The organism is Streptomyces sp. NPDC001599 (genome assembly GCF_042893535.1).
Lineage (GTDB): Bacteria > Actinomycetota > Actinomycetes > Streptomycetales > Streptomycetaceae > Streptomyces.
Genome location: NZ_JBIAVA010000002.1, coordinates 229620 through 252398, shown reverse-complemented (window position 1 = coordinate 252398; position 22779 = coordinate 229620). Strand labels below are relative to the sequence as shown.

The following is a 22779-nucleotide window of genomic DNA, read 5'->3' as shown; positions in this document are numbered from 1 at the left end:
CGGGTTGTCCGAGAAACTCCCCGACGAGCTACGGGTACTGAATCCCGCCACCGAAGAGGTCGTCGCCACCGTCCCCGCCGCCTCCGCGGCCGACGTGGACGCCGCCGTCGCACGCGCCGCGCGGGCGCAGACCGTCTGGGCCGCCCTCGCCCCGGGCGACCGGGCCCGGCTGCTGCGCCGCTTCGCCGCCACCGTCGACGAGCACCTGGAGGAGCTGGCCCGCCTGGAGGTACGCGAGGCGGGGCACCTGCTCGGCAACGCCCGCTGGGAGGCCGGCAACGTCCGCGACCTGCTCGACTACGCCGCCGGGGGAGTGGAACGGCTCACCGGACGCCAGATCCCGGTGGCCGGCGGCCTGGACGTCACGCTCCTCGAACCGCTCGGCGTCGTCGGGGTCATCGCCCCCTGGAACTTCCCGATGCCGATCGCGGCCTGGGCCACCGCGCCGGCGCTCGCGGCGGGCAACGCCGTCCTCCTCAAGCCCGCCGAGACGACCCCGCTCACCGCGCTGCGCCTGGCCGAACTCGCCCTGGCGGCGGGCCTTCCCGAGGGCCTGTTCCAGGTGCTGCCCGGGCACGGGCCGGTCGCGGGCGACGCGCTCGTCGAGCACCCGGGCGTCGCCAAGATCGTCTTCACCGGGTCCACGGCCGTGGGCCGACAAGTGGCCGCCAAGGGAGCGGCACTGCTCAAACCCGTCACCCTCGAACTCGGCGGCAAGAGCCCCAACATCGTCTTCGCCGACGCGGACGTCGAGGCCGCCGCTGCCGCCACGCCCATGTCCTTCCTGGACAACGCCGGCCAGGACTGCTGCGCCCGCACCCGCATCCTCGTCCAGCGGTCCGTGTACGACCGGTTCCTCGCCCTCCTCGCCCCCGCGATCGAGGCCGTCCGGGTCGGCGACCCGGCCGACGAGAGCACCGAGATGGGCCCGCTGATCTCCCGCGCCCAGCTGGAGCGCGTCCGCTCCCACGTCCCCGCCGACGCCGCCGGCATCCGCGGCAAGGCCCCCGAGGGCGGCCCCGGCTTCTGGTTCCCGCCGACCGTCCTCACCGGCGTCGACGCACACGCGCGCGTGGCCGTCGAGGAGGTCTTCGGGCCCGTCGCCGTCGTCCTGCCCTTCGAGGACGAGGCCGACGCGGTCCGCCTGGCCAACGCCACCGACTACGGCCTGGCCGGCTCGCTGTGGACCCGGGACGTCGGCCGTGCCCTGCGCGTGTCGGGCGCGGTGCGCGCCGGGAACCTGTCCGTCAACTCCCACGCCAGCGTCCGCTACTGGACACCGTTCGGCGGGTTCAAGCAGTCCGGCATCGGCCGCGAACTGGGCCCGGACGCGCTGACCGCGTTCACCGAGACCAAGAACGTCTTCATCAGCAGCACCCCATCGAGCACGGAGGGCTCCGCACAGTGAGCGAAGACATCGTCTGCCGCAGGCTCGTCGGCCGTACCGCAGTCGTCACCGGGGCGGGCAGCGGCATCGGACTCGCCACCACCCGCAGGCTGGCCTCCGAGGGCGCCCACGTCGTCTGCGGCGACGTGGACGAGACCCGGGGCAAGGCCGCGGCCGAGGAGACCGGCGGGATCTTCGTCAAGGCCGACGTCACCGACCCGGAGCAGGTCGAGGCGCTGTTCGCGGCGGCCCACGACACCTACGGCAGCGTCGACGTCGCCTTCAACAACGCCGGTATCTCGCCGCCCGACGACGACTCCATCCTGGAGACCGGCCTGGAGGCGTGGAAACGCGTCCAGGAGGTCAACCTCACCTCCGTCTACCTGTGCTGCAAGGCCGCCATCCCCTACATGCGGCGCCAGGGCCGGGGGTCGATCATCAACACCGCCTCCTTCGTGGCCCGGATGGGCGCGGCCACCTCGCAGATCTCGTACACCGCGTCCAAGGGCGGCGTCCTCGCCATGTCCCGGGAACTGGGCGTGCAGTTCGCGCGGGAGGGCATCCGCGTCAACGCGCTGTGCCCGGGACCGGTCAACACCCCGCTCCTCCAGGAGCTGTTCGCCAAGGACCCGGAGCGGGCCGCGCGCCGCCTCGTGCACATCCCGGTGGGGCGGTTCGCCGAGGCCGAGGAGATCGCCGCCGCCGTCGCCTTCCTGGCCAGCGACGACTCCTCCTTCGTCAACGCCACCGACTTCCTGGTGGACGGCGGGATCTCCGGGGCGTACGTCACACCGCTGTAGATCACCGCGCGCGGCGTCCTACAGTGCCGGGATGAGCATGACGCCGCCGCCCGGCTGGTACCGAGACCCGTCGGCCCCGCACCAGGAACGCTGGTGGGACGGCACGGCCTGGACCGAGCACCGCCGGGCTCCCGAACCCGTCGGGTACGGACCGGCGGTGGGCCAGGCTCCGGTGCCGGTGCCGGTGCCGGGCCCGGGCCCATCGCCGGATCCCGGACCGGGCAGAGGCAGCGGCGGACGCGGCAAGGCCGTCGCCGTCACCGCCGCCGCGGCCGTGCTGGTCGCGGCGATCGTCACCGGCGTGTTCGTGCTGGGAGAGGACGACGACGGCAGCCCGCGGACGCGGACCCCGCCGGTCACGGCGACCGCCACGGACCCCGCACGGGTCAGCGACCCGCCGTCCCCCTCACCCACGGCCTCCGAACCCGCCGCCGACGACCCGGCCCTGGTCGAGGACCAGCTCAACGGCATCACCTTCCCGCTGCCGGACGGCTGGGTCCGGCCCAAGTACGTCGCCGAGGACGACGTCATGATGACCACCGACGGCACCTACGACTGCCCCGCCGACGGCAGCGTGTGCCGGCACGGCCTCGTCTTCTCGCGCACCGTCACGGCGAACGCCGAGTCCTCCCCGAAGGTCCTCGCCCAGCAGGACATCGAGGACGCGGCCGACGACGCCTACGACCGCGACCTGATCGGCAACAAGCCCTTCGGCGGCATCGAGTCCCACGAGGAGGTGGCGTCCGGTCCCGTCGCCGTCGCCGGACGCGCCGGGTACTACGTGCGCTGGCGGGTGAAGACGGCCGAGGGACCAGGCGGCTACGTGCAGTCGATGGTGTTCCCGTCCACCGTCGGCACCGAGTCCCCGATCCTCGTCCGCTACGTCTTCGACGCGGGTGGGGACGGACCGCCCCTGGCCGACATGGACACCCTTACCAAGGGCATCCGGCCCATCGGCGACGCCGACACCGGCGGCGGCGTGGGCAGCGGCATCGGCCCGACGGACTGACACCGACACCGACCCGGCGGGGGCTCTCCACTACAGGAAGGTGTGCCCCTCGCCCCGGTAGGTCGGCACCGTCGCCGTCACCGCGTCCCCCTCCACCAGGTGCAGCGCGTCGAACCGCTCGCACAGCTCCCCGGCCTTGGCGTGCCGGAACCACACCTTGTCGCCGATCAGCAGGTCGTCGGCGGGCGAGCCCAGCAGCGGCGTCTGCACCTCGCCGGGGCCCTCCTGGGGGTCGTAGCGCAGCCCCTCGGGCAGATACGGCACCGGCAGCCGGTCGGCTCCGGCCGCGCCGGACGCCGGATACCCGCCGCCGAGCACGGTCACGACCCCGACCCCCGGCCGCCGTACGACGGGCTGGGCGAACAGCGCCGCCGGACGACCGCTGAACGACGTGTAGTTGTCGAACAGCCGCGGCACGTACAGCCCGGAACCGGCCGCGATCTCCGTGACCGCGTCCTCGGCGGCGGTGTGCTGCACGCTGCCGGTGCCGCCGCCGTTGACGAACTCCAGGCCAGGCACCACGGCCCGGACCGCCCGCACCACGGCCGCCCGCCGCTCGGCCAGTTCCCGACGCGCGGCCGCCTGCATCAGCCGCACGGCACGCGACCGGAACGGATGCCCCGCCACCGCGTCCCCGACCCCGGCGACATGCCCCTCGTACGCCATGATGCCGACGACCTCGAACCCCGGCCTGCGGGTCACCGCCCGGGCCAGGTCGGCGACCTGGGCGGGGGAGTGCAGCGGCGAGCGCCGGGCACCGACCCGCACCCGGCCACCGAGCAGCCGCAGCGAAGTGTCCAACTCCAGGCAGACCCGCACGACTTCCCCGCCGCCGTCGCCGTCGCGCGCCGCGTCGACAAGGTCCAGCTGCGCCGGGTCGTCGACCATCACCGTCACGGCGGAGGCGAGCTTCGGGTCGGCGGTCAGCTCGGCATACCCGGCGCGGTCCGCCGACGGATAGGCGAGCAGGACGTCCTCGAAACCGGAGCGGGCCAGCCACAGGGACTCGGCCAGCGTGAACGACATGACGCCCGCGAAACCGTCCCTGGCCAGGGCCCGTTCCAGCAGCGCGCGACAGCGTACGGACTTGCTGGCGACCCGGACGGGCTTCCCGCCGGCCCGGCGGACCAGGTCGTCCGCGTTGGCGTCGAAGGCCTCCAGGTCCACGATCGCCACGGGGGCGTCCAGATGGGCGGTGGCCCGGTCGTAACGGGCCCGGTCTGCGGCGCGTGCGGTCATGACGGCAGCCTGCCAGACAGGATTACCGCAGGGTAGGGGGACGATCCGGGCCAATGCCGCGGGCGCGCGGACTGGTTCCCCGTCGAGCGGGGTCACGCCGTAGAGTGACGCGCACGCACGGGCGGACCCGGCCCCGGCGGCAGGGCCCCGGCAGCCCGCGCCGGGATGGCGGTCCTCCCGAGCGGGTATGCGTGCCCGGGACGGATCGGTTCCGCGCCGGGCCGGGCAGGAGACCGCGGTCAGGACCACCGTCTCCGGCCCGTGTCGGAGAAACGGGCCGGGCCCGAGGAAACGGGGGGTGCATGAGCACGGAAGCGCGCCGCGCCTCCCTTCCCCCGCACCCCGAAACGCCACCCCGCCCGGCCTCCGCGCCCGCCTCGCCCTCTGGGCCCACCTCTGCCCCTGCGCCTGCTTCGGGTCCAGGGCCCGCGTCGGCCCCTGCGTCTGCTTCGGGTCCTGGGCCCTCCCGGGGGCCCGGGCCTGCCCCAGTTTCTGCGTCCTCCCCGGGTTGTGGGGCTGCCTCCGGCCCTGCGCCGGACCCGGCTTCTGGGGTTGCTTCCAGCCCTGCGCCCTCCCCGGGTCGTGGGCCTGCCTCCGGCCCTGCGCCCGACCCGGCTCCTGGGGGTGCTTCCAGCCCTGCGCCCTCCCCGGCTCCTGGGCCTGCCCCGGGTCCCGCGACCACCCCGGACCCTGCATCCGTCCCGGGCCCCGGGCCCGGCCCGTCGGCGTCCATGGCGGATTCGTCGGCGTCCGCGCCGGGTTCCGGCGCGGTGCGCCGCCCCAACCTGTCGCACCCGGAGTCCGCGGCTCGCCGTGAGGTGCCGCCGCCGCGCCCGGAGTCCGGTCCGGACACCGCCTCCCACCCGGCGGCTCCGTCCCGCCCCTCCACACCCCCGCGTCCCGGCACCCCGCCCCGTCCCGGCGTTCCGCCCCGCCCGGCACGGGCGCCGGGGGAGCGCGGCCGCGGTCCGGAGCCGGCGAAGCCCGGGGCACGCCCCGACGCGTCCTTCGGCCCTGCCCGAGACGGGGACGCCGAGGGCTCCGGTGTCCGGGCCCGCCACCCGCGTTTCCGGCTCGGCGACTCGAGGTCCGCCGACGCCGCGGCCCCGCCGCCCCGCGCCTCGGCACGCTTCCCCGACACCGCGCCGACCGTCGGCCGTGCCGCCCCGCGCGGCGGTGGCGCACCGCAGGCACCGCGGTACCGTCCCGGTGCTCCCGAGGAGACCCCGACGGAGACGACCGCCCGCCTGCGCCCGGTCCCGGCGGACCCGGAACCGGAGCCGTCCCCGGAGCAGCGCACGACGCCCGCCGCGGAACCGTCGGCTCGGACAGAACCCCGCCCGTCGCACACGGCACCCGCCCCGCCCTCCGGCCCGGCGGCCCCCGACCCCGCCTTCTCCTGGAGCACCCCGTACGAGGCGCGGCCCCGGGTCTCCTTCGCGGAACCCGAGGGGTACGACGGACTGGCCCGGCCGCGACCGCTCGGCGGGCGCCCGCGGCCGCAGGTCGTCGCCGCGGCCGTCTGCCTCGTGCTCGGCGTGGGGCTCCTCACCGGAGCCGTCACCGGCAGCTGGCTCGCCGGGGACTCCGGGGACGACGGTGCGCGCAGCGCGTACACCGAGGCCGGGGACCTGTGGCACAGCGTGCCCGTCGACCAGCTGTTCCCGCCCACCGTCCAGGGCAAGGGCGCGGGGCCCGGCGGAGCCGACCGCACCTGGACGCGGGTCGCGGTCGCCCCGGACGGTGGCTGCGCGGGCGCCTTCGACCGGCTCCTCGCCAAGGTGCTCGACCCGGTCGGCTGCTCACGCCTGCTGCGCGCCACCTACACCGACGCCACCCAGAGCTACGTCACCACCGTCGGCCTGCTCTTCACCAAGGCCGACGCCGCCGCCATGACCTCGCTGGCGGGCCGGTTCGAGAAGGAGGACCTGGGCCGCCGGGACGACCTCATGCCCGTGCCGTACGCGGCGAAGGACACGGTCGCCGAGGGCTTCGGCGCACCCCAGCGGGCCTCGTGGACCGTCTCCGTCCTCACCGACGCCCCCGTCGTCGTCTACGCCGTCTCCGGCTGGGCCGACGGCCGCACCGTCGACCAGCCCGAACCCGCCGAGGAGGCCATCGAGTCCGGTGCCACGTCGGCGCCCGCCCAGGCCGGTCTCGGCCACGAGGCGCAGGGCCTCGCCGACCGCGTCGAACGCGCCCTGCGCAGACACGTCGGCGCGCCCACGGAGCACCCCTCGTGACCCCCGCAGACATCCGCCGCAGGACCGGCGCCCTGAGCCTCTTCCTCGCCGCCGCGCTCGTCCTCGCCCCGACGCCCGCCGCGCACGCCGACGGCATCCGCGCCCAGCAGTGGGCCCTGGACGCCATGCACACCCAGCAGGCGTGGCGCACCACCAAGGGCGCGGGCGTCACCGTCGCCGTCCTGGACACCGGAGTCGAGGCCGACCATCCCGACCTGGCCGGCAACGTCCTCGCCGGCAAGGACCTGGTCGGCTTCGGCGCGAGCGAGGGCGACCGCTCCTGGGCCCGGCACGGCACCGCCATGGCCGGGATCATCGCCGGTCACGGACACGGCCCCGGCAACACCGACGGCGTCATGGGCATCGCCCCGGAGGCCAGGATCCTCCCTCTGCGCGTGATCCTGGAGGACGGCGACCCCTCCCGCGCGAAGGCCCGCAAGACCCGGGGCAACGCCCTGGCGGAGGGCATCCGCTGGGCCGCCGACCACGGCGCCGACATCATCAACCTCTCCCTCGGCGACGACTCCGCCTCCGCCCACCCCGAACCCGCCGAGGACGAGGCCATCCAGTACGCCCTGAAGAAGGGCGTGATCGTCGTCGCCTCGGCCGGCAACGGCGGGGAGAAGGGCGACCACATCTCCTACCCGGCCGCCTACCCGGGTGTGATCGCCGCGACCGCCGTCGACCGCTACGGCACCCGCGCCTCCTTCTCCACCCGCCGCTGGTACGCCACGGTCAGCGCTCCCGGCGTCGACGTGATCATCGCCGACCCCGACCACCGCTACTACGAGGGCTGGGGCACCAGCGCCGCCTCCGCCTTCGTCTCCGGGGCCGCCGCCCTGGTGAAGGCGGCCCACCCGGACCTCACCCCGGCCCAGGTCAAGTCCGTCCTGGAGGACACCGCCCGCAACGCCCCGGCCGAGGGCCGCGACGACTCCCGGGGCTTCGGCTTCGTCGACCCGGCCGCCGCCATCGAGGCGGCCGGACGGCTGAAGCCGGAGGGACTGAGGGCGGCGTCGTACGGGGACGAGTACTTCGGTACCGGACCGGACGCCCCCGCCTCCGACGACGACACCTCCGCCTGGGCCGCCCCGCTGGCCGGCGGCGCGGGCGGCGTCCTGGTGGTCGCGGCCGTGGTCCTGTGGCGGGGCCGCCGCGAACGCCCCGACGACTTCTGACCACCCGGAGAGCTTCCTAGGGCGTGTCGTCCGTGACCACGGACACCGCCGCCCGCGCCGCCGCCTCGGTCAGCGAGATCCCCTCCGCCTGCGTACCGCTGCCCCGCGACACCACCGCCACCAGGCAGCCGTGGCCGCCGGTCGCCACCCGCCCGATGCTGTTGACGACCCACAGCCCGGTGGTGCCGCGCCGCAGCCAGCCGTTCTTCAGCGCCCAAGCCGAACCGCCGGTCGAACCGGCCGCGTCGGCCGCCGCCGACACACCCCACCGCTGACCTTCCGTGATCCGTTCCATCAGCCCGCGCACATACGCCCGTGCGGCCTCGCTCAGTGCGGAGCCGTCCGTCACGAACACCTGCCGCAGCAACGCGACCTGATCGGCGGCGGTGGTCCGGGTCAGCCCCCACCGCGGGCCGTCGCCGCCCTCGGTGCCGGTCAGCCCGAAGCGTTCGTTCGCGGCGTCGAGTCCGTCGGCCGTCCCCATCGCCCGCCACAGTGCCGACGCCGAGTCGTTGTCGCTGTTCTCGATCATCGCGGTGGCGTACGTCTTCTCCGCGGCCGTGAGCGACCGTCCCGCGTCCTGCGCCTGCAGCAGCAGCGCCGCCAGGATGTCGACCTTGACGATGCTCGCCGTGTCGAAGGCACCCGTGCCGTACACGGCGCCCGCGCCCGAGTCGGGGTCGAGCACCGCCACCGACACCTCGGCGCCGTCCGGCACCGGCACCGACGCCATGGCCGCGGCCAGCCGCGCGTCACCGTCCAGCACCGGTTCGACCGGCTCGACCGTCTCCACCGCTGCCTCCCCGCCCGAGGGCCCATCGCGCCCGCCAGGCTACGGAGGATGCCACGGCGGCGATGGTTCAGGCCGGTGAGGAGCGCCGTACCCGCGCCCGGATAGGGTCGGGGACCGTGGCGAACAAGAACATCCCCGACTCCGCCTTCTCCGACGACGACGGCACCGCCGACCCCCGGCTGAGCGCCGCGCTCGCCGCCTGGGCCGAGGACCGCACCGCCGTGGCCCCCGTGCTGGAGGCGCTCAAGGGCGCCCGGCTGCTCGTGCCCGTCGTCGCCGTACTCGGTGAGGTGGAGGAGGACGAGAACGGCTTGCGCCGCGAGAAGACCAGCGACATGGCCGTGCCGACCCTGAAGGCCGGCGACCGCACCGCGCTCCCCGCCTTCACCTCGACCGAGTCGCTCGCCCGCTGGGACCCCGCGGCCCGCCCCGTCGCCGTACCCGTGCACCAGGCACTGGAGGCCGCCGCGCACGAGAAGGCGGACACCGTCGTACTGGACCTGGCGGGGCCGGTGCCGTTCGAGCTGACCGGAGCGGTGCTGCTGGCACTGGCCGAGGGGCGTACGACGACCGACCCGCTCGCGGACCCGGCCGTGGCCGGGGCCGTGCGTGCCGCCCTGGCCGACGAGCCCGCCGTGCTCCGCGCCCACCTCGGGCCGGGCCGGGCCGACGGCACGCTCGCACTGGTCCTGGACCCGGGAGCCGACGCGCCGAAGGCCGCGCGCGCCGTGGCCGAGCGGCTGGCCGCCGACGACACGCTGAGGGCCCGCCTGGTGCGCGGCCTCGACCTGGCGCTGCTGCCGGCCGGGGCGACGCCACCGGGCGAGCCCTTGTACGTGCGGGGGTAGCTCGGGGTCGGCGGGCGGCGGTCAGCCGTAGACCGCGCCCGTGTACTTCTCGCCCGGTCCCTGGCCGGGCTCGTCCGGGACGAGCGAGGCCTCGCGGAAGGCCAGCTGGAGCGACTTGAGACCGTCGCGCAGCGGCGCCGCGTGGAACGAGCTGATCTCGGTAGCGGTCGCGTCCAGCAGGCCGGCCAGCGCGTGCACCAGCTTGCGGGCCTCGTCCAGGTCCTTGTGCGCGTCGCCCTCCTCGGTCAGGCCCAGCTTCACGGCGGCGGCGCTCATCAGGTTGACGGCGACCGTCACGATCACCTCGACCGCGGGAACCTCGGCGATGTCGCGGGTCATGGCGTCGAAGTCGGGATTCGCCGCGGATTCAGGAGGGGTCTCACTCATGCCGCACACGATAGGCGCAGCGGGGGAGCGGACCCCACTCGGACTCGGTTAGCCCTTGCCCCGCCGAGCTGCTAACCTTGTGTAACGACCGGTCGGACACGTACGCCCACGGCAGCGGATCCGGCCCACAAGTGGAGGCTTCGAACTCCCACCTGGCCGTCCTCCGGACGGCGGGTCACCGGTCAGGCGGTCCCGTCCCACGGCAGTGACCAGCCCGAAATCGCGCCCCGCGGCCATCGCGGCGGTGCTCCGGTAGCAGTTCGAGGAGCCCCGCCTGTGATCGTCCGGGGCATTTTTTGTGTGCCGGCGCGGTTAGGTCTATCGAACACAGACGTTACGCGGCTGTCCGCCAGACCGTCGCGTGGTGCTACCGAGGAGGATCCATCAGCGCCGAGCCCCGCATCAACGACCGGATTCGCGTTCCCGAGGTGCGACTTGTCGGTCCCAGCGGCGAGCAGGTCGGGATTGTCCCGCTTGCCAAGGCCCTGGAGCTTGCGCAGGAGTACGACCTCGATCTCGTCGAGGTCGCGGCGAACGCCCGTCCGCCCGTGTGCAAGCTCATGGACTACGGGAAGTTCAAGTACGAGTCGGCCATGAAGGCCCGTGAGGCGCGCAAGAACCAGGCGCACACGGTCATCAAGGAGATGAAGCTCCGGCCGAAGATCGACCCGCACGACTATGACACCAAGAAGGGTCACGTCGTCCGGTTCCTCAAGCAGGGCGACAAGGTCAAGATCACGATCATGTTCCGCGGTCGTGAGCAGTCCCGGCCGGAGCTCGGCTACCGACTGCTGCAGCGGCTGGCGGAGGACGTCCAGGACCTCGGCTTCATCGAGTCGAATCCGAAGCAGGACGGCCGGAACATGATCATGGTTCTCGGTCCGCACAAGAAGAAGACCGAGGCGATGGCCGAGGCCCGCCAGGCGCAGGAAGCGCGCAAGGCGGACGCGAAGGCGAACCCCGGCAAGTCGCAGAACGCCGCGGAGGCCGACGAGGTCGAGGACGCCGAGGCCCCGGCCGAGGCACCTGCCGAAGCGTGACCCCGGGGGACCGCCAGTCCCCAGGACACATACCCGACACAAGAGCGACGCTCCAACCGTGCCCGGTTTCACGACCGGGCACCGGAGCGCCACCGACGAGGAGAGAACGGCGCTATGCCGAAGAACAAGTCGCACAGCGGTGCCAGCAAGCGCTTCAAGATCACCGGCTCCGGCAAGGTGCTGCGTGAGCGCGCCGGCAAGCGCCACCTGCTCGAGCACAAGTCGTCCCGCGTGACGCGTCGCCTCACCGGCAACGCCGAGATGGCCCCGGGCGACGCCGCGAAGATCAAGAAGCTTCTCGGCAAGTGACGTACGGGCGCCACTGAGCGCCGTACGGCAGGACCGGGACCCATTCGACACCGGGCCGCGTGAGGAACGACCGCGGCCCCGCTACAAGGAGTTAACAAGTGGCACGCGTCAAGCGGGCAGTCAACGCCCACAAGAAGCGCCGGGCGATCCTCGAGCAGGCCTCCGGCTACCGCGGTCAGCGTTCGCGCCTGTACCGCAAGGCCAAGGAGCAGGTCACCCACTCGCTGGTCTACAACTACAACGACCGCAAGAAGCGCAAGGGTGACTTCCGCCAGCTGTGGATCCAGCGCATCAACGCCGCTGCCCGCGCCAACGGCATCACGTACAACCGCTTCATCCAGGGCCTGAAGGCCGCCAACGTCGAGGTCGACCGCAAGATCCTCGCCGAGCTGGCCGTCAACGACCCGAACGCGTTCGCCGCGCTCGTCGAGGTCGCGCAGAAGGCGCTGCCGAGCGATGTGAACGCGCCGAAGGCGGCGTGACGCTGCGCTGGCTTGAGCCGTAGTTGAAGGGACCCGCAGGCTGGAGCCTGCGGGTCCCTTCGGTTGCCGCCCGTCCGGTTCGATTTCGGCTGCGGGTCCGTTGTGGCTTGTCGCGCAGTTCCCCGCGCCCCTGTGGGGGCGCGCCGTAATTCCGTCGATCCAAACGTGAAGGTGAGCAAGAGTGCGCCCCGCCACCCCCGAGCTGATCTCCCCCCGTTCTCCCCGTGTCGCCGCCGCTCGGCGGCTGGGGAAGCGGAACTTCCGGGGGAAGGAGCGGCTGTTCCTCGCCGAGGGGCCGCAGGCCGTGCGGGAGGCGGCGGGGTACGGGGACACGCTGGTCGAGCTGTTCGCCACCGTCGACGCCGCGGAGCGGTACGCCGACATCGTCGGGGCCGCCCGTGACGTCGGCGCCCGGGTGCACCTCGCCGCCGACTCGGTGATCGAGGACATCTCCACCACCGTCACACCGCAGGGACTGGTCGGGGTCTGCCGGTTCCTGGACACGCCGTTCGAGGAGATCCTCGCCGCCCGGCCCAAGCTGGTCGCCGTCCTCGCGCACGTCCGGGACCCCGGCAACGCGGGCACCGTGCTGCGCTGCGCCGACGCCGCCGGGGCCGAGGCGGTCGTGCTCACCGACGCCTCCGTCGACCTGTACAACCCCAAGGCCGTACGCGCCTCCGTCGGCTCCCTGTTCCACCTGCCGGTCGCCGTCGGCGTCCCCGTCGAGCGTGCCGTCGCCGGGCTGCGGGAGGCGGGAGTACGGGTGCTGGCCGCCGACGGTGCGGGTGAGGACGATCTCGACACCGAGCTGGACGCCGGCACCATGGGCGGCCCCACGGCCTGGGTGTTCGGCAACGAGGCCTGGGGGCTCCCGGAGGAGACCCGCGCCCTCACCGACGCCGTCCTGCGCGTCCCGATCCACGGGAAGGCGGAGAGTCTGAACCTCGCGACCGCCGCCGCCGTATGTCTCTACGCGTCGGCGCGTGCACAGCGCGCCGCCGGAGGGTGCCGCTCCGTCACCGAGAGCTAGTAGGGTGACCAGCTCAAGGCCCCTGCGCGGTTGAGAGGTGGGGTACGGGGATGAGCGTCGGCACGAGCAGTGCACCGGGGGCACGCCAGGTGCCGCGCCCGCCCGCGCCCCGCCAGCCCGGCGACGTCGCCGACCTCGGCATCGACCCGGACCAGCTGCCCGACGGCCTGGTCGTCGCCGACGAGCACGGCCGGGTGGTCTGCTTCAACGCCGCCGCCGTCCGCATCACCGCCACCCCCGCCGCCGAGGCCCTCGGACAGTCCCTGGACAGCGCCCTGCCCCTGGAGGACCTGGAGGGCCGCCGCTGGTGGCAGCTCACCGACCCCTACGGGGGACTCGCCATCCGGGTCGGCCAGCCCGAGCGCAACCTGCTGCTCCCCGGCGGACGGGAGGTCCTGGTCACCGCCCGCTACGTCCGCGCCGAACGCCTCGGCCCCGTCCGCCGCGTCGTCGTCACCCTGCGCGACACCGAGGCCCGCCGCCGCACCGAGCGCAGCCACGCCGAGCTGATCGCCACCGTGGCGCACGAGCTGCGCTCCCCCCTCACCTCAGTCAAGGGCTTCACCGCCACCCTGCTGGCCAAGTGGGAGCGGTTCACCGACGACCAGAAGCGGCTGATGCTGGAGACCGTCGACGCCGACGCCGACCGCGTCACCCGCCTCATCGCCGAGCTGCTCGACATCTCCCGGATCGACTCCGGCCGCCTGGAGGTGCGCCGCCAGCCCGTCGACATCGGCGCCGCCGTCGGCCGGCACATCCAGGCTTACGTCGCCGCCGGCCAGGAGGCCGACCGGTTCCTGCTCCGCCTCGCCCAGCCGCTGCCCGACCTGTGGGCCGACCCCGACAAGGTCGACCAGGTGCTGAGCAACCTGCTGGAAAATGCGGTGCGGCACGGCGAGGGAACCGTCACCATTGACGTCACGCCCACGGCGTCCCCCCGCGAAGGGGAGGACACCGGCACGTCGGTCACGGTGAGCGACGAGGGGGCGGGCATCCCGGAGGAATCCATGAACCGCGTCTTCACCCGCTTCTGGCGGGGCAGCAAGCGCGGTGGCACCGGCCTCGGGCTGTACATCGTCAAGGGCATCGTCGAGGCCCACGGCGGCACCATCACGGTCGGCCGCGCCCCCGGCGGCGGCGCCGAGTTCCGATTTACGTTGCCCGTGGCGGCACCGGCGTACCTCACCTGAGAAGGACCAGAGGCGGCCGACGACCCCCACGGGCGCAATCAGCGATCCACAGCCCCGTTAGACTCGGTCTTTGGCACCTTTGCGTCCAGATCCGCAGACGAAGCGTCGACGAAACGTCTCCGCCCGTCTGAGGACCGTAGACGGGGCGTCCCAGCCAGCCAATCGGAAGCACGGGAAGAGATGTCGGCACCGAATAAGTCGTACGACCCAGTCGAGGTCGAGGCGTTGAAACCGGAAGAGATCGAGCGCATGCGGGACGAGGCGCTCGCCGCCTTCGCCGCCGCGGACTCCCTCGACGCGCTCCAGGAGGCCAAGGTCGCCCACACCGGCGGCACCTCCCCGCTGGCGCTGGCCAACCGCGAGATCGGCGCCCTGCCCCCGCAGGCCAAGGCCGAGGCCGGCAAGCGCGTCGGCATGGCCCGCGGTGCCGTGAACAAGGCGCTGGCCGCCCGCCAGGAGGAGCTGGAGGCAGAGCGCGACGCGCGCGTTCTGGTCGAGGAGGCCGTGGACGTCACGCTGCCCCACGACCGCGTACCGGCAGGCGCCCGCCACCCGCTCACCACGCTCTCCGAGCGCATCGAGGACATCTTCGTCGCCATGGGCTACGAGGTCGCCGAGGGCCCCGAGGCCGAGGCCGAGTGGTTCAACTTCGACGCCCTCAACATCGGCCCGGACCACCCCGCCCGCGGCGAGGCCGACACGTTCTTCGTGGCGGGCCCCGAGGGCGGCTCCGAGTCCGGCGTCGTGCTGCGCACCCACACCTCGCCCGTGCAGATCCGCTCCGCGCTCTCCCGCGAGCTGCCGGTCTACGTGATCTGCCCCGGCCGGGTGTACCGCACCGACGAGCTGGACGCCACGCACACCCCCGTCTTCCACCAGGTCGAGCTGCTCGCCGTCGACGAGGGCCTGACCATGGCGGACCTCAAGGGCACCCTGGACCACATGGTCCAGTCGCTGTTCGGCGCGGAGATGAAGACCCGGCTGCGGCCGAACTTCTTCCCCTTCACCGAGCCGTCCGCCGAGATGGACATGCTCTGCTACGTCTGCAAGGGCGCGTCCGTCGGCAACCCCGACCGGCCCTGCCGCACCTGCTCCAGCGAGGGCTGGATCGAGCTGGGCGGCTGCGGCATGGTCAACCCGCGGGTGCTCACCGCCTGCGGCATCGACCCGGAGAAGTACAGCGGCTTCGCCTTCGGGTTCGGCATCGAGCGGATGCTGATGTTCCGCCACAACGTCGAGGACATGCGAGACATGGTCGAGGGTGACGTCCGGTTCACCCGGCCGTTCGGGATGGAGATCTGATGCGGGTCCCGCTTTCCTGGCTGCGGGAGTACGTCGACCTGCCGGCCACCGAGACCGGCCGCGACGTGCAGGCCAAGCTGATTTCGGCCGGTCTGGAGGTCGAGACCGTCGAGCACCTGGGCGCCGACCTCAAGGGCCCCCTCGTCGTCGGCCAGGTGCTGACCATCGAGGAGCTTGAGGGCTTCAAGAAGCCGATCCGCTTCTGCACGGTGAACGTCGGCCAGGCCAACGGCACCGGTGAGCCGCAGGAGATCGTCTGCGGCGCCCGGAACTTCGCCGTCGGCGACAAGGTCGTCGTGGTCCTGCCCGGCGCCACCCTGCCCGGCGGCTTCTCGATCTCCGCCCGCAAGACCTACGGCAAGACGTCCCACGGCATGATCTGCTCCAGCGACGAGCTGGGCATGGGCGACGACGGCACGCACGGCATCATCGTGCTGCCGCCGGAGACCGAGGTCGGCAAGGACGCCATCGAGCTGCTCGAACTGGTCGACGAGGTGCTGGACATCGCCGTCACCGCCAACCGCGGCGACTGCCTGTCCATCCGCGGCGTCGCCCGCGAGGCCGCCATCGCCTACGGCCTGCCGCTGCGCGACCCGGCCCTGCTCGACGTGCCCGGCCCGAACGCCTACGGCTACCCGGTGAAGATCGGCGACCCCACCGGCTGCGACCGCTTCACCGCCCGCACCGTGACCGGCCTCAGCGCCGAGGCGCGCTCGCCGATCTGGCTCCAGCGCCGGCTCCAGAAGGTCGGCATGCGTCCGATCTCGCTCGCCGTCGACGTCACCAACTACGTGATGATGGAGCTGGGCCAGCCCCTGCACGCCTACGACCGCTCGCTGGTCCAGGGCACCATCGGCGTGCGCCGGGCCCGGGAGGGCGAGAAGATCGTCACCCTCGACGGCACCGAGCGGAAGCTGCACGCCGAGGACCTGGTCATCACCGACGACCGCGGCCCGATCGGGCTCGCGGGGGTCATGGGCGGCGCCAACACGGAGATCGCCGACCACGACGCCGCCGAAAACGGTGGGAACGCGACGAGTGACGTGGTCATCGAGGCCGCCCACTTCGACCAGGTGTCCATCGCGCGCACCGCCCGCCGCCACAAGCTGTCCTCGGAGGCGTCCCGGCGCTTCGAGCGCGGCGTCGACCCGCAGGCCGCCGCCGCTGCCGCGCAGCGCACCGTCGACCTGCTGGTGCTGCTCGCGGGCGGCACCGCCGAGGCCGGGGTCACGGAGATCAGCGCCCCGTCCGCGCCGCACACCATCAGCCTCCCGGCCGACCACCCGGACAAGGTCGCCGGTGTCGCCTACGGCCGCGAGACCGTCGTACGCCGCCTCCAGGAGGTGGGCTGCGACGTCTACGGCCAGGACGAGCTGATCGTCACCGTGCCGTCCTGGCGGCCCGACCTCACCGACCCGAACGACCTCGCCGAAGAGGTCATCCGCCTGGAGGGCTACGAGAACCTGCCCTCCACGCTGCCCCGGCCCCCGGCGGGCCGCGGCCTCACCTCCCGGCAGCGGCTGCACCGCCGCGTCGGGCGGGCCCTGGCCGGTGCCGGGTTCGTCGAGGCGCTGAACTACCCGTTCGTCGGCGAGCAGGTCTTCGACCAGCTCGGTCTCGACGCCGACGACCCGGCCCGCCGCGTCGTCAAGCTGGTCAACCCGCTCAGCGACGAGGAGCCCGCGCTGCGGACCTCGCTGCTGCCGGGCCTGCTCGCGGCGCTGCGGCGCAACGACGGCCGGGGCGCGCACGACCTGGCGCTCTTCGAGACGGGCCTGGTCTTCCACCCGCAGGGCGAGCAGCGCGTCGCCGCCAACCTGCCCGTCGACCGGCGCCCCGGCGAGGACGACCTCGCCGCGCTGGACGCCGCGCTGCCCGACCAGCCCCGGCACGTCGCCGTGGTCCTGGCCGGCGCCCGCGAGCAGGCCGGCTGGTGGGGCAAGGGCCGTCCGGCCGACTGGGCCGACGCGGTCGAGTCCGCCCGGACCATCGCCCGCGAGGCCGGCGCCGAACTGGGCGTCCGCAAGGGTCAGTACGGGCCGTGGCACCCGGGCCGCTGCGCCGAGCTGTTCCTCACCGTGGACGGCGAGGACCGCGTGATCGGGCATGCGGGTGAGCTGCACCCGCGCGTCCTGAAGGCACTGGGCCTGCCGGCGCGCACCTGCGCGATGGAGCTGGACCTCGACGCGGTGGAACGGGTCGGCGACGACACCCCGCAGGCGCCGGGCATCTCCACGTTCCCGGTCGCGACGCAGGACGTGGCCCTGGTGGTCGACGCGTTCGTCCCGGCCGGCGAGGTCGAGGCCGCGCTGCGCGAGGGCGCGGGTGAACTGCTGGAGTCCATCCGGCTGTTCGACGTCTACGACAACGCGGAGCAGCTCGGAGAGGGGCGCAAGTCCCTCGCGTACGCGTTGCGCTTCCGCGCGGGGGACCGGACGCTGACGGTCGACGAGGCCTCGGCTGCCCGCGACGCCGCGGTTGCCCTCGCGGGCGAGCGGGTGGGAGCAGTGCTCCGGAGCTGACGGCTCGCCCAAGGGGCGTGGGGTTCCTGCCGGCTGGCGGCTGCGGGTGCGTCGTGGTCGCTCGCGCAGTTCCCCGCGCCCCTTAGCGGCGTGCAGGTGACGTCCCTCCAGGGGCGCGGGGCTGTGACACGTGCGGCTCCGCCGCGTGGGCGCGACCAGCCACAGTGCACCCGCAGTCGACAATGCACCGCACACTGAACGGCGATTGGTCGCCCCGCACAGCCGGCGGAGCCGTCCGCCCCGCCACGGAGTGTCGGGCAGGCAGCTGGGCGGACGGCGTGGATACGGGCCGCCGCACTGTACGAGGGGGAGCCGGCGGCCCGGCCGGCCTCTTTCGAGGCCCTTCAGTCAACCGGCCCGGAACTCTCCGCGACAGCGCGCACACGCTGCGGATGCGCGTACTCCGTTCACACCCCGTGTGAAGACCGACGCACTACGCTGTCGGCACCGATTCACCGGGGGCACCCATGCAGCCCAACACCCTGCTCGACGCGATCCTCGACGAGGCCGGGATCTCGCACGCGGGACTGGCCGCGCACGTCAACCAGGCGGGGCGGGCACGCGGTCTCGCACTGAGGTACGAACACACCGCCGTCGCACGGTGGTTGAAGGGCCAGCGGCCACGCAGCCAGGTGCCCGACCTGATCTGCGAGGTCCTCGCGTCCCGGCTGCACCGCCCCGTCGCCCTCGACGACATCGGCCTCGGCGTGCCCGGCGAACCCGCCGCCCCGCACACCGGATCGCTGTCCGGGTTCGTGGAGCGCGCCACCGCCCTGTGGCGCTCCGACCAGCAGCAGCGCCCGCACATCCTCGGCGCCCCCGCGCTCACCGGCACGCCGGCCGTGATGCCCGTGTGGGAGTGGGAGAACCCGCCCGAGGACACGGACGTCTCCCGCGGCGGACGGCACCGGGTCACCGCGGCCGACCTGGAGACGGTGCGCTGCGCCCGCACCCACTACGAGCAGATGTACCGCAAGGCCGGCGGCATCGCGACCCGCGCCCGCATCGTCGGCTTCCTCAACTCCGAGGCCGCGCCGCTGCTGCGCGGCAGCTACACCGACGCCACCGGACGGCAGCTGCACCGGGCCACCGGGGGCCTGGTGGCCGTCGCCGGGATCTGCGCGTACGACTCCGACGCGCACGGCCTCGCCCAGCGCTACTTCCACCAGGCGCTCCGGCTCGCCAAGGCCAGCGGCGACCGGGGGCTCGGCGCGTACGTCATCGCGCTGCTGGTCAACCAGGCGCTGTTCATGCGGGAGTACCGGCAGGCCGTCGCCTTCGCCGAGGCCGCGCTGCGCGCCGCGGGCCGGCACATCACCCCGGCGCTCGCCTCCGACCTGTACGCGATGCAGGCGAAGGCGTACGCGCACCTGGGCGACGGCAGCGGCGCGCTGGCCTGCATCCGCCGGGCCGAGCAGGCCGCCGAGCGCATCCGGCGGGGGTACGAGCCCGACGAGACCGGCTACGTCCAGCCCGGACTGGTCAACGTCCAGGTCGCGGAGGCGCTGCTGAGCCTCGGTGAACTCGCGGCGGCCGGGGAGCACGCGGCGGCGGCCGTCGACACCCCCGCGCACGACCGGGGCCGCGTGCACCGGCTCGCCATGCTCAGCACGATCGAACTCCGTCAGGGCCACGCCGACAAGGCGGTGGCGACGGCCGTGCGGATGGCCGAACAGGCCCGGGGAATGGAGTCCCATCGGCTGCGCGACAGACTGCGCGCGGTGCGCGAGCACCTGGTGAGCAGCGGTTGCGCGGGCACGGCCGAGGCCGCCGAACTCATCGACGGGGCACTGCGCGTACCGCTGTAGGCCTCCCGCCCGTCCCGCCCCTGCGCCCACCCCTGCGCCGTGAGCGGTCCTCGTACGCCTGCTGCCGGAAGGCTGCTGCTGCGATATTGCCACCTACTCAAAGAAAGGTGGCAGAACAGTGCAGTGGGCGAAACAGAGCGAACAAAATGTGTACTCAAATCGATGGTTCAGCGTCAATCTCGCCGATGTCGTCCTGCCGGACGGCCGGCACCTCGACCACTTCCTGATACGGATGCGCCCGGTGGCCGCGGCCACGGTCGTCAACGAGGCGGGCGAGGTCCTCCTGCTGTGGCGGCACCGGTTCATCACCGACAGCTGGGGCTGGGAACTGGCGGCCGGAGTCGTCGAGGACGGCGAGGACGTCGCGGTGGCGGCGGCCAGGGAACTGGAGGAGGAGACCGGCTGGCGACCCGGACCGCTGCACCACCTGATGAGCGTGGAGCCCTCCAACGGCCTCACCGACGCCCGCCACCACGTCTACTGGGCCGACCGGGGCACGTACGTCGGGCACCCCGTGGACGACTTCGAGTCGGACCGCCGGGAATGGGTGCCGCTCAAGCTCGTACCCGACCTCGTCGCCCGCGGGGAGGTCCCGGCCGCCAACATGGCGGCCGCGTTACTCCTGCTGCACCACCTCAGGCTCGGGCGCGATCAGCCGTACGCGTAGAAGCCCGAGCCGCTCTTGCGGCCGAGGCGGCCCGCGTCGACCATGCGCTGGAGCAGCGGGGGAGCGGCGTACAGCGGCTCCTTGTACTCCTCGTACATCGAGTACGCCACCGAGGCGACCGTGTCCAGGCCGATCAGGTCGGCCAGCTTCAGCGGGCCCATCGGGTGGGCGCAGCCCATCTCCATGCCGTTGTCGATGTCCTCGCGGCTGGCGATGCCCGACTCGAACATCCGGATCGCGGAGAGCAGGTACGGGATCAGCAGCGCGTTGACCACGAAGCCGGAGCGGTCCTGGGCGCGGATCGCGTGCTTGCCCAGCACCTTCTCGGTGAACAGCTGGGCCCGGCTGAGCGTGCCCTCGGAGGTGGTGAGCGCCGGGATCAGCTCGACGAGCTGCTGCACCGGGGCCGGGTTGAAGAAGTGGATGCCGATGACGTGGTCGGGCCGCGAGGTGGCGACCGCCAGCTTCACCAGCGGGATCGAGGAGGTGTTGGAGGCCAGGATCGCGTCAGGCCGGGTCACGACCTGATCGAGCACCTGGAAGATCTCGGTCTTGACCTGCTCGTTCTCGACGACGGCCTCGATCACCAGATCACGGTCGGCGAACTCGCCGAGGTCCGTGGTGAAGCTGAGGCGCGCCTGTGTCGCGTCCCGCTCCTCCTCGGTCATCTTGCCGCGCTCGGCCGCCTTGGCCAGCGAGTTGTACAGCCGGGTGCGGCCGATCTCCAGAGCCTCGCCGGTGGTCTCGGCGACCATCACCTCCAGACCCGAGCGGGCGCACACCTCGGCGATGCCCGCCCCCATCTGACCGCAGCCGACCACGCCGACGCGTGCGATATCTCCCGAGATGCCGGTCACATCGTCCCTTTCGCTGACTCCACGGCTGGCCGCAGGCATGCCGGGGTCCCCGGCGCCTGCTCCGATCGAGCACGTTACCCCCGAATGGTCACGGTTCCGTCTCCCGGGTCGGGCATGCTGAGGCCCCGTACACGATCCGTGACCGTACGGATCCACAGCGTTCAGGAGGTCTTCCCATGGGCGGTGTCTCGCGCCGTGCCTTCACGGTGGCGGCGTTGTCGGCGTTCACGGCGGTGTCCGGGGCTACGGGGGTGTCCGCGGCGTCCACCGCCCGGGGCGCCGCCGAGCCGGCGTCCGCACGCAGTGCCGCCGCCGGGATGCGGGGGATGTGGCTGGCCACCGTGGCCAACCGCGACTGGCCCACCCGCGCGGGGCTGCGCGCCGCCGAGCAGCGCGCGGAGCTGATCGAGCACCTCGACAACGCGGTCCGGCACCGCCTCAACACGGTGATCCTCCAGGTGCGGCCGACGGCCGACGCGCTGTGGCCCTCGGCGCACGAGCCGTGGTCGCAGTACCTGTCCGGCAGCCAGGGGCGCGACCCGGGCTGGGACCCGCTGGGCACGGCGGTCGAGGAGGCCCACGCCCGCGGCCTGCACCTGCACGCCTGGTTCAACCCGTACCGCGTCGCCACCCACGACGACCCGGCCCGCCTCGTCTCCTCCCACCCCGCGCGGAAGAACCCCGGGTGGGTGGTGCCGTACGGCGGGCAGCTCTACTACAACCCCGGGCTGCCCGAGGTCCGGGCGTTCGTCCAGGACGCGATCATGGACGCGGTGGCGAAGTACGCGGTGGACGGGGTCCACTTCGACGACTACTTCTACCCGTATCCGGTGGCGGGCCAGAGCTTCGCCGACGGCGGGACCTTCGGCACGTTCGGCACCGGCTTCGCCACGAAGGCCGACTGGCGGCGGGACAACATCGACCGGCTGGTGCGCGAGACCGCGCAGCGCGTCAAGGAGGTCCGGCCGGCCGCCTGCTTCGGCGTCAGCCCCTTCGGCGTGTGGCGCAACGCCGCCACCGACGAGCGCGGCTCGGACACCCGGGCGGGCGTGCAGACGTACGACGACCTGTACGCCGACACCCGCAAGTGGGTGCGCGAGGGCTGGCTCGACTACGTCGTGCCGCAGCTGTACTGGAACATCGGCCTGGACGGCGCCGACTACGCGAAGCTGCTGCCCTGGTGGGCCGAGACCGCCCGGGGCAGCCGCACCCAGCTCTACATCGGCGAGGCGCTGTACAAGTCCGGGGACCCGGCGCAGCCCGCCGCCTGGCAGGACCCGGCCGAACTCTCCCGCCACCTGACGCTGGCCGCGCGGTACCCCGAGGTCCGCGGGCACGTCTACTTCTCGGCCAAGGACGTCGCCGACGACCGCGGCGGCGCGATGACGCGGCTGGCCGCCGACCACTACACGCAGCCGGCCGCCGCCCCGCGCTGACCGCTCCCGCGTAGGGGTGCGGCCCCTGGGCTACAGCTGGGTCTCCCTGTGCCGGATCTCCGAGTCGGGACCGGGCGAGCACACGGCCTCGTGCCCGTCCTCGAACCGGACCCGGTACGGGGGAGTGCCCTTGTCGCCCATCACTTCGACGATCTCCGCGACCTTGTCGTGCTCACCGACCACCCGGCCGTGCTGGACCAGCTGGTCGCCCTTGGTTGCGTGCATCCGTGAGGCCTCCTCACCTGTGTGCGG

21 protein-coding genes are annotated in these 22779 nt (G+C 73.4%); 16 read left to right on the top strand and 5 right to left on the bottom strand.

Features of this window, described 5'->3' with window-relative positions:
• Window positions 1–4: 4 nt before the first annotated feature.
• From ACFYZ3_RS05790 to ACFYZ3_RS05780, 3 genes are read left to right on the top strand one after another with little or no spacing between them, the layout of a single operon-like run.
• A complete protein-coding gene (locus ACFYZ3_RS05790; protein WP_388514233.1) occupies window positions 5–1408 on the top strand; it encodes an aldehyde dehydrogenase family protein in 1404 nt (467 codons plus the stop codon).
• Window positions 1405–2187, top strand: a complete 783-nt coding sequence (locus ACFYZ3_RS05785; RefSeq protein ID WP_388514232.1) for a 3-oxoacyl-ACP reductase — start codon at window positions 1405–1407, stop codon at window positions 2185–2187. The genes ACFYZ3_RS05790 and ACFYZ3_RS05785 overlap by 4 nt, the downstream gene beginning before the upstream one ends.
• A 37-nt stretch (window positions 2188–2224) precedes the next feature.
• Window positions 2225–3196: a DUF2510 domain-containing protein gene (locus ACFYZ3_RS05780; RefSeq protein ID WP_388514847.1), complete on the top strand. Its 972-nt coding sequence runs from the start codon at window positions 2225–2227 to the stop codon at window positions 3194–3196.
• Between the two features lie 30 nt (window positions 3197–3226).
• Here ACFYZ3_RS05780 and ACFYZ3_RS05775 read toward each other — a convergent pair whose 3' ends face one another.
• A complete protein-coding gene (locus ACFYZ3_RS05775; protein WP_388514231.1) occupies window positions 3227–4435 on the bottom strand; it encodes an amino acid deaminase/aldolase in 1209 nt (402 codons plus the stop codon).
• Window positions 4436–5166: 731 nt separating this feature from the next.
• On the opposite strand from ACFYZ3_RS05775, the gene ACFYZ3_RS05770 reads away from it, so the two are divergent.
• Both ACFYZ3_RS05770 and mycP read left to right on the top strand, forming a co-directional pair.
• On the top strand, window positions 5167–6678 hold the full coding sequence (locus ACFYZ3_RS05770) for a hypothetical protein (RefSeq protein WP_388514230.1): 1512 nt from the start codon (window positions 5167–5169) through the stop codon (window positions 6676–6678).
• Complete coding sequence (mycP, locus tag ACFYZ3_RS05765; RefSeq protein ID WP_388514229.1) at window positions 6675–7856, top strand: type VII secretion-associated serine protease mycosin; 1182 nt, start codon at window positions 6675–6677, stop codon at window positions 7854–7856. The genes ACFYZ3_RS05770 and mycP overlap by 4 nt, the downstream gene beginning before the upstream one ends.
• A 16-nt stretch (window positions 7857–7872) precedes the next feature.
• Here the strand turns inward: mycP and ACFYZ3_RS05760 are convergent, their stop codons facing one another.
• Complete coding sequence (locus ACFYZ3_RS05760) at window positions 7873–8589, bottom strand: serine hydrolase (protein ID WP_388514846.1); 717 nt, start codon at window positions 8587–8589, stop codon at window positions 7873–7875.
• A 176-nt stretch (window positions 8590–8765) separates the two neighbouring features.
• On the opposite strand from ACFYZ3_RS05760, the gene ACFYZ3_RS05755 reads away from it, so the two are divergent.
• Window positions 8766–9497, top strand: coding sequence for an SseB family protein (locus ACFYZ3_RS05755; RefSeq protein WP_388514228.1), 732 nt, complete (start codon window positions 8766–8768; stop codon window positions 9495–9497).
• Window positions 9498–9518: 21 nt separating this feature from the next.
• Here the strand turns inward: ACFYZ3_RS05755 and ACFYZ3_RS05750 are convergent, their stop codons facing one another.
• The gene (locus ACFYZ3_RS05750; protein WP_159325348.1) at window positions 9519–9884 is read right to left on the bottom strand and encodes a DUF1844 domain-containing protein; all 366 of its coding nucleotides are present in this window, start codon (window positions 9882–9884) and stop codon (window positions 9519–9521) included.
• 383 nt (window positions 9885–10267) lie between these two features.
• Here ACFYZ3_RS05750 and infC point away from each other — a divergent pair, with 383 nt between their 5' ends.
• From infC to ACFYZ3_RS05705, 9 genes are all read left to right on the top strand, one after another.
• Entirely contained in the window at window positions 10268–10924 is a 657-nt protein-coding gene (gene infC / locus ACFYZ3_RS05745; protein ID WP_361011143.1) for a translation initiation factor IF-3, read from the top strand.
• 114 nt (window positions 10925–11038) lie between these two features.
• Window positions 11039–11233 carry a 50S ribosomal protein L35 gene (gene rpmI / locus ACFYZ3_RS05740; protein ID WP_003977225.1) on the top strand — a complete coding sequence of 65 codons (195 nt, stop codon included), beginning with the start codon at window positions 11039–11041 and terminating at the stop codon, window positions 11231–11233.
• Window positions 11234–11331: 98 nt separating this feature from the next.
• Window positions 11332–11715 (top strand): 50S ribosomal protein L20, encoded by a 384-nt coding sequence (rplT, locus tag ACFYZ3_RS05735; RefSeq protein WP_003977226.1) that lies wholly within the window; start codon window positions 11332–11334, stop codon window positions 11713–11715.
• Between the two features lie 181 nt (window positions 11716–11896).
• A complete protein-coding gene (locus ACFYZ3_RS05730) occupies window positions 11897–12745 on the top strand; it encodes a TrmH family RNA methyltransferase (RefSeq protein ID WP_388514227.1) in 849 nt (282 codons plus the stop codon).
• Window positions 12746–12795: 50 nt separating this feature from the next.
• Window positions 12796–13935, top strand: coding sequence for an ATP-binding protein (locus tag ACFYZ3_RS05725; RefSeq protein ID WP_388514226.1), 1140 nt, complete (start codon window positions 12796–12798; stop codon window positions 13933–13935).
• 180 nt (window positions 13936–14115) lie between these two features.
• Window positions 14116–15237 carry a phenylalanine--tRNA ligase subunit alpha gene (gene pheS, locus ACFYZ3_RS05720; RefSeq protein ID WP_388514225.1) on the top strand — a complete coding sequence of 374 codons (1122 nt, stop codon included), beginning with the start codon at window positions 14116–14118 and terminating at the stop codon, window positions 15235–15237.
• On the top strand, window positions 15237–17759 hold the full coding sequence (gene pheT, locus ACFYZ3_RS05715; protein WP_388514224.1) for a phenylalanine--tRNA ligase subunit beta: 2523 nt from the start codon (window positions 15237–15239) through the stop codon (window positions 17757–17759). The genes pheS and pheT overlap by 1 nt, the downstream gene beginning before the upstream one ends.
• A 467-nt stretch (window positions 17760–18226) precedes the next feature.
• The gene (locus tag ACFYZ3_RS05710; RefSeq protein WP_388514223.1) at window positions 18227–19567 is read left to right on the top strand and encodes a transcriptional regulator; all 1341 of its coding nucleotides are present in this window, start codon (window positions 18227–18229) and stop codon (window positions 19565–19567) included.
• 118 nt (window positions 19568–19685) lie between these two features.
• Window positions 19686–20234, top strand: a complete 549-nt coding sequence (locus ACFYZ3_RS05705) for an NUDIX hydrolase (protein ID WP_388514221.1) — start codon at window positions 19686–19688, stop codon at window positions 20232–20234.
• On the opposite strand, the gene ACFYZ3_RS05700 is transcribed toward ACFYZ3_RS05705, so the two are convergent.
• Window positions 20219–21130: a 3-hydroxybutyryl-CoA dehydrogenase gene (locus tag ACFYZ3_RS05700; RefSeq protein ID WP_361010641.1), complete on the bottom strand. Its 912-nt coding sequence runs from the start codon at window positions 21128–21130 to the stop codon at window positions 20219–20221. The two genes, ACFYZ3_RS05705 and ACFYZ3_RS05700, sit on opposite strands and share 16 nt — an antisense overlap.
• Before the next feature lie 137 nt (window positions 21131–21267).
• Here ACFYZ3_RS05700 and ACFYZ3_RS05695 point away from each other — a divergent pair, with 137 nt between their 5' ends.
• Entirely contained in the window at window positions 21268–22527 is a 1260-nt protein-coding gene (locus ACFYZ3_RS05695) for a glycoside hydrolase family 10 protein (RefSeq protein ID WP_388514219.1), read from the top strand.
• Between the two features lie 30 nt (window positions 22528–22557).
• On the opposite strand, the gene ACFYZ3_RS05690 is transcribed toward ACFYZ3_RS05695, so the two are convergent.
• Complete coding sequence (locus ACFYZ3_RS05690) at window positions 22558–22752, bottom strand: DUF1918 domain-containing protein (RefSeq protein WP_003977235.1); 195 nt, start codon at window positions 22750–22752, stop codon at window positions 22558–22560.
• Between the last annotated feature and the right edge of the window lie 27 nt (window positions 22753–22779).

Coding starts and splice junctions, on each gene's coding strand:
- rpmI (WP_003977225.1), top strand. CDS start 11,039: ATGCCGAAGAACAAGTCGCACAGCGGTGCCAGCAAGCGCTTCAAGATC.
- ACFYZ3_RS05770 (WP_388514230.1), top strand. CDS start 5,167: ATGGCGGATTCGTCGGCGTCCGCGCCGGGTTCCGGCGCGGTGCGCCGC.
- ACFYZ3_RS05690 (WP_003977235.1), bottom strand. CDS start 22,752: ATGCACGCAACCAAGGGCGACCAGCTGGTCCAGCACGGCCGGGTGGTC.
- pheT (WP_388514224.1), top strand. CDS start 15,237: ATGCGGGTCCCGCTTTCCTGGCTGCGGGAGTACGTCGACCTGCCGGCC.
- ACFYZ3_RS05780 (WP_388514847.1), top strand. CDS start 2,225: ATGACGCCGCCGCCCGGCTGGTACCGAGACCCGTCGGCCCCGCACCAG.
- pheS (WP_388514225.1), top strand. CDS start 14,116: ATGTCGGCACCGAATAAGTCGTACGACCCAGTCGAGGTCGAGGCGTTG.
- ACFYZ3_RS05775 (WP_388514231.1), bottom strand. CDS start 4,435: ATGACCGCACGCGCCGCAGACCGGGCCCGTTACGACCGGGCCACCGCC.
- ACFYZ3_RS05710 (WP_388514223.1), top strand. CDS start 18,227: ATGCAGCCCAACACCCTGCTCGACGCGATCCTCGACGAGGCCGGGATC.
- ACFYZ3_RS05700 (WP_361010641.1), bottom strand. CDS start 21,130: ATGCCTGCGGCCAGCCGTGGAGTCAGCGAAAGGGACGATGTGACCGGC.
- ACFYZ3_RS05760 (WP_388514846.1), bottom strand. CDS start 8,589: ATGGCGTCGGTGCCGGTGCCGGACGGCGCCGAGGTGTCGGTGGCGGTG.
- ACFYZ3_RS05725 (WP_388514226.1), top strand. CDS start 12,796: ATGAGCGTCGGCACGAGCAGTGCACCGGGGGCACGCCAGGTGCCGCGC.
- ACFYZ3_RS05750 (WP_159325348.1), bottom strand. CDS start 9,884: ATGAGTGAGACCCCTCCTGAATCCGCGGCGAATCCCGACTTCGACGCC.
- ACFYZ3_RS05695 (WP_388514219.1), top strand. CDS start 21,268: ATGGGCGGTGTCTCGCGCCGTGCCTTCACGGTGGCGGCGTTGTCGGCG.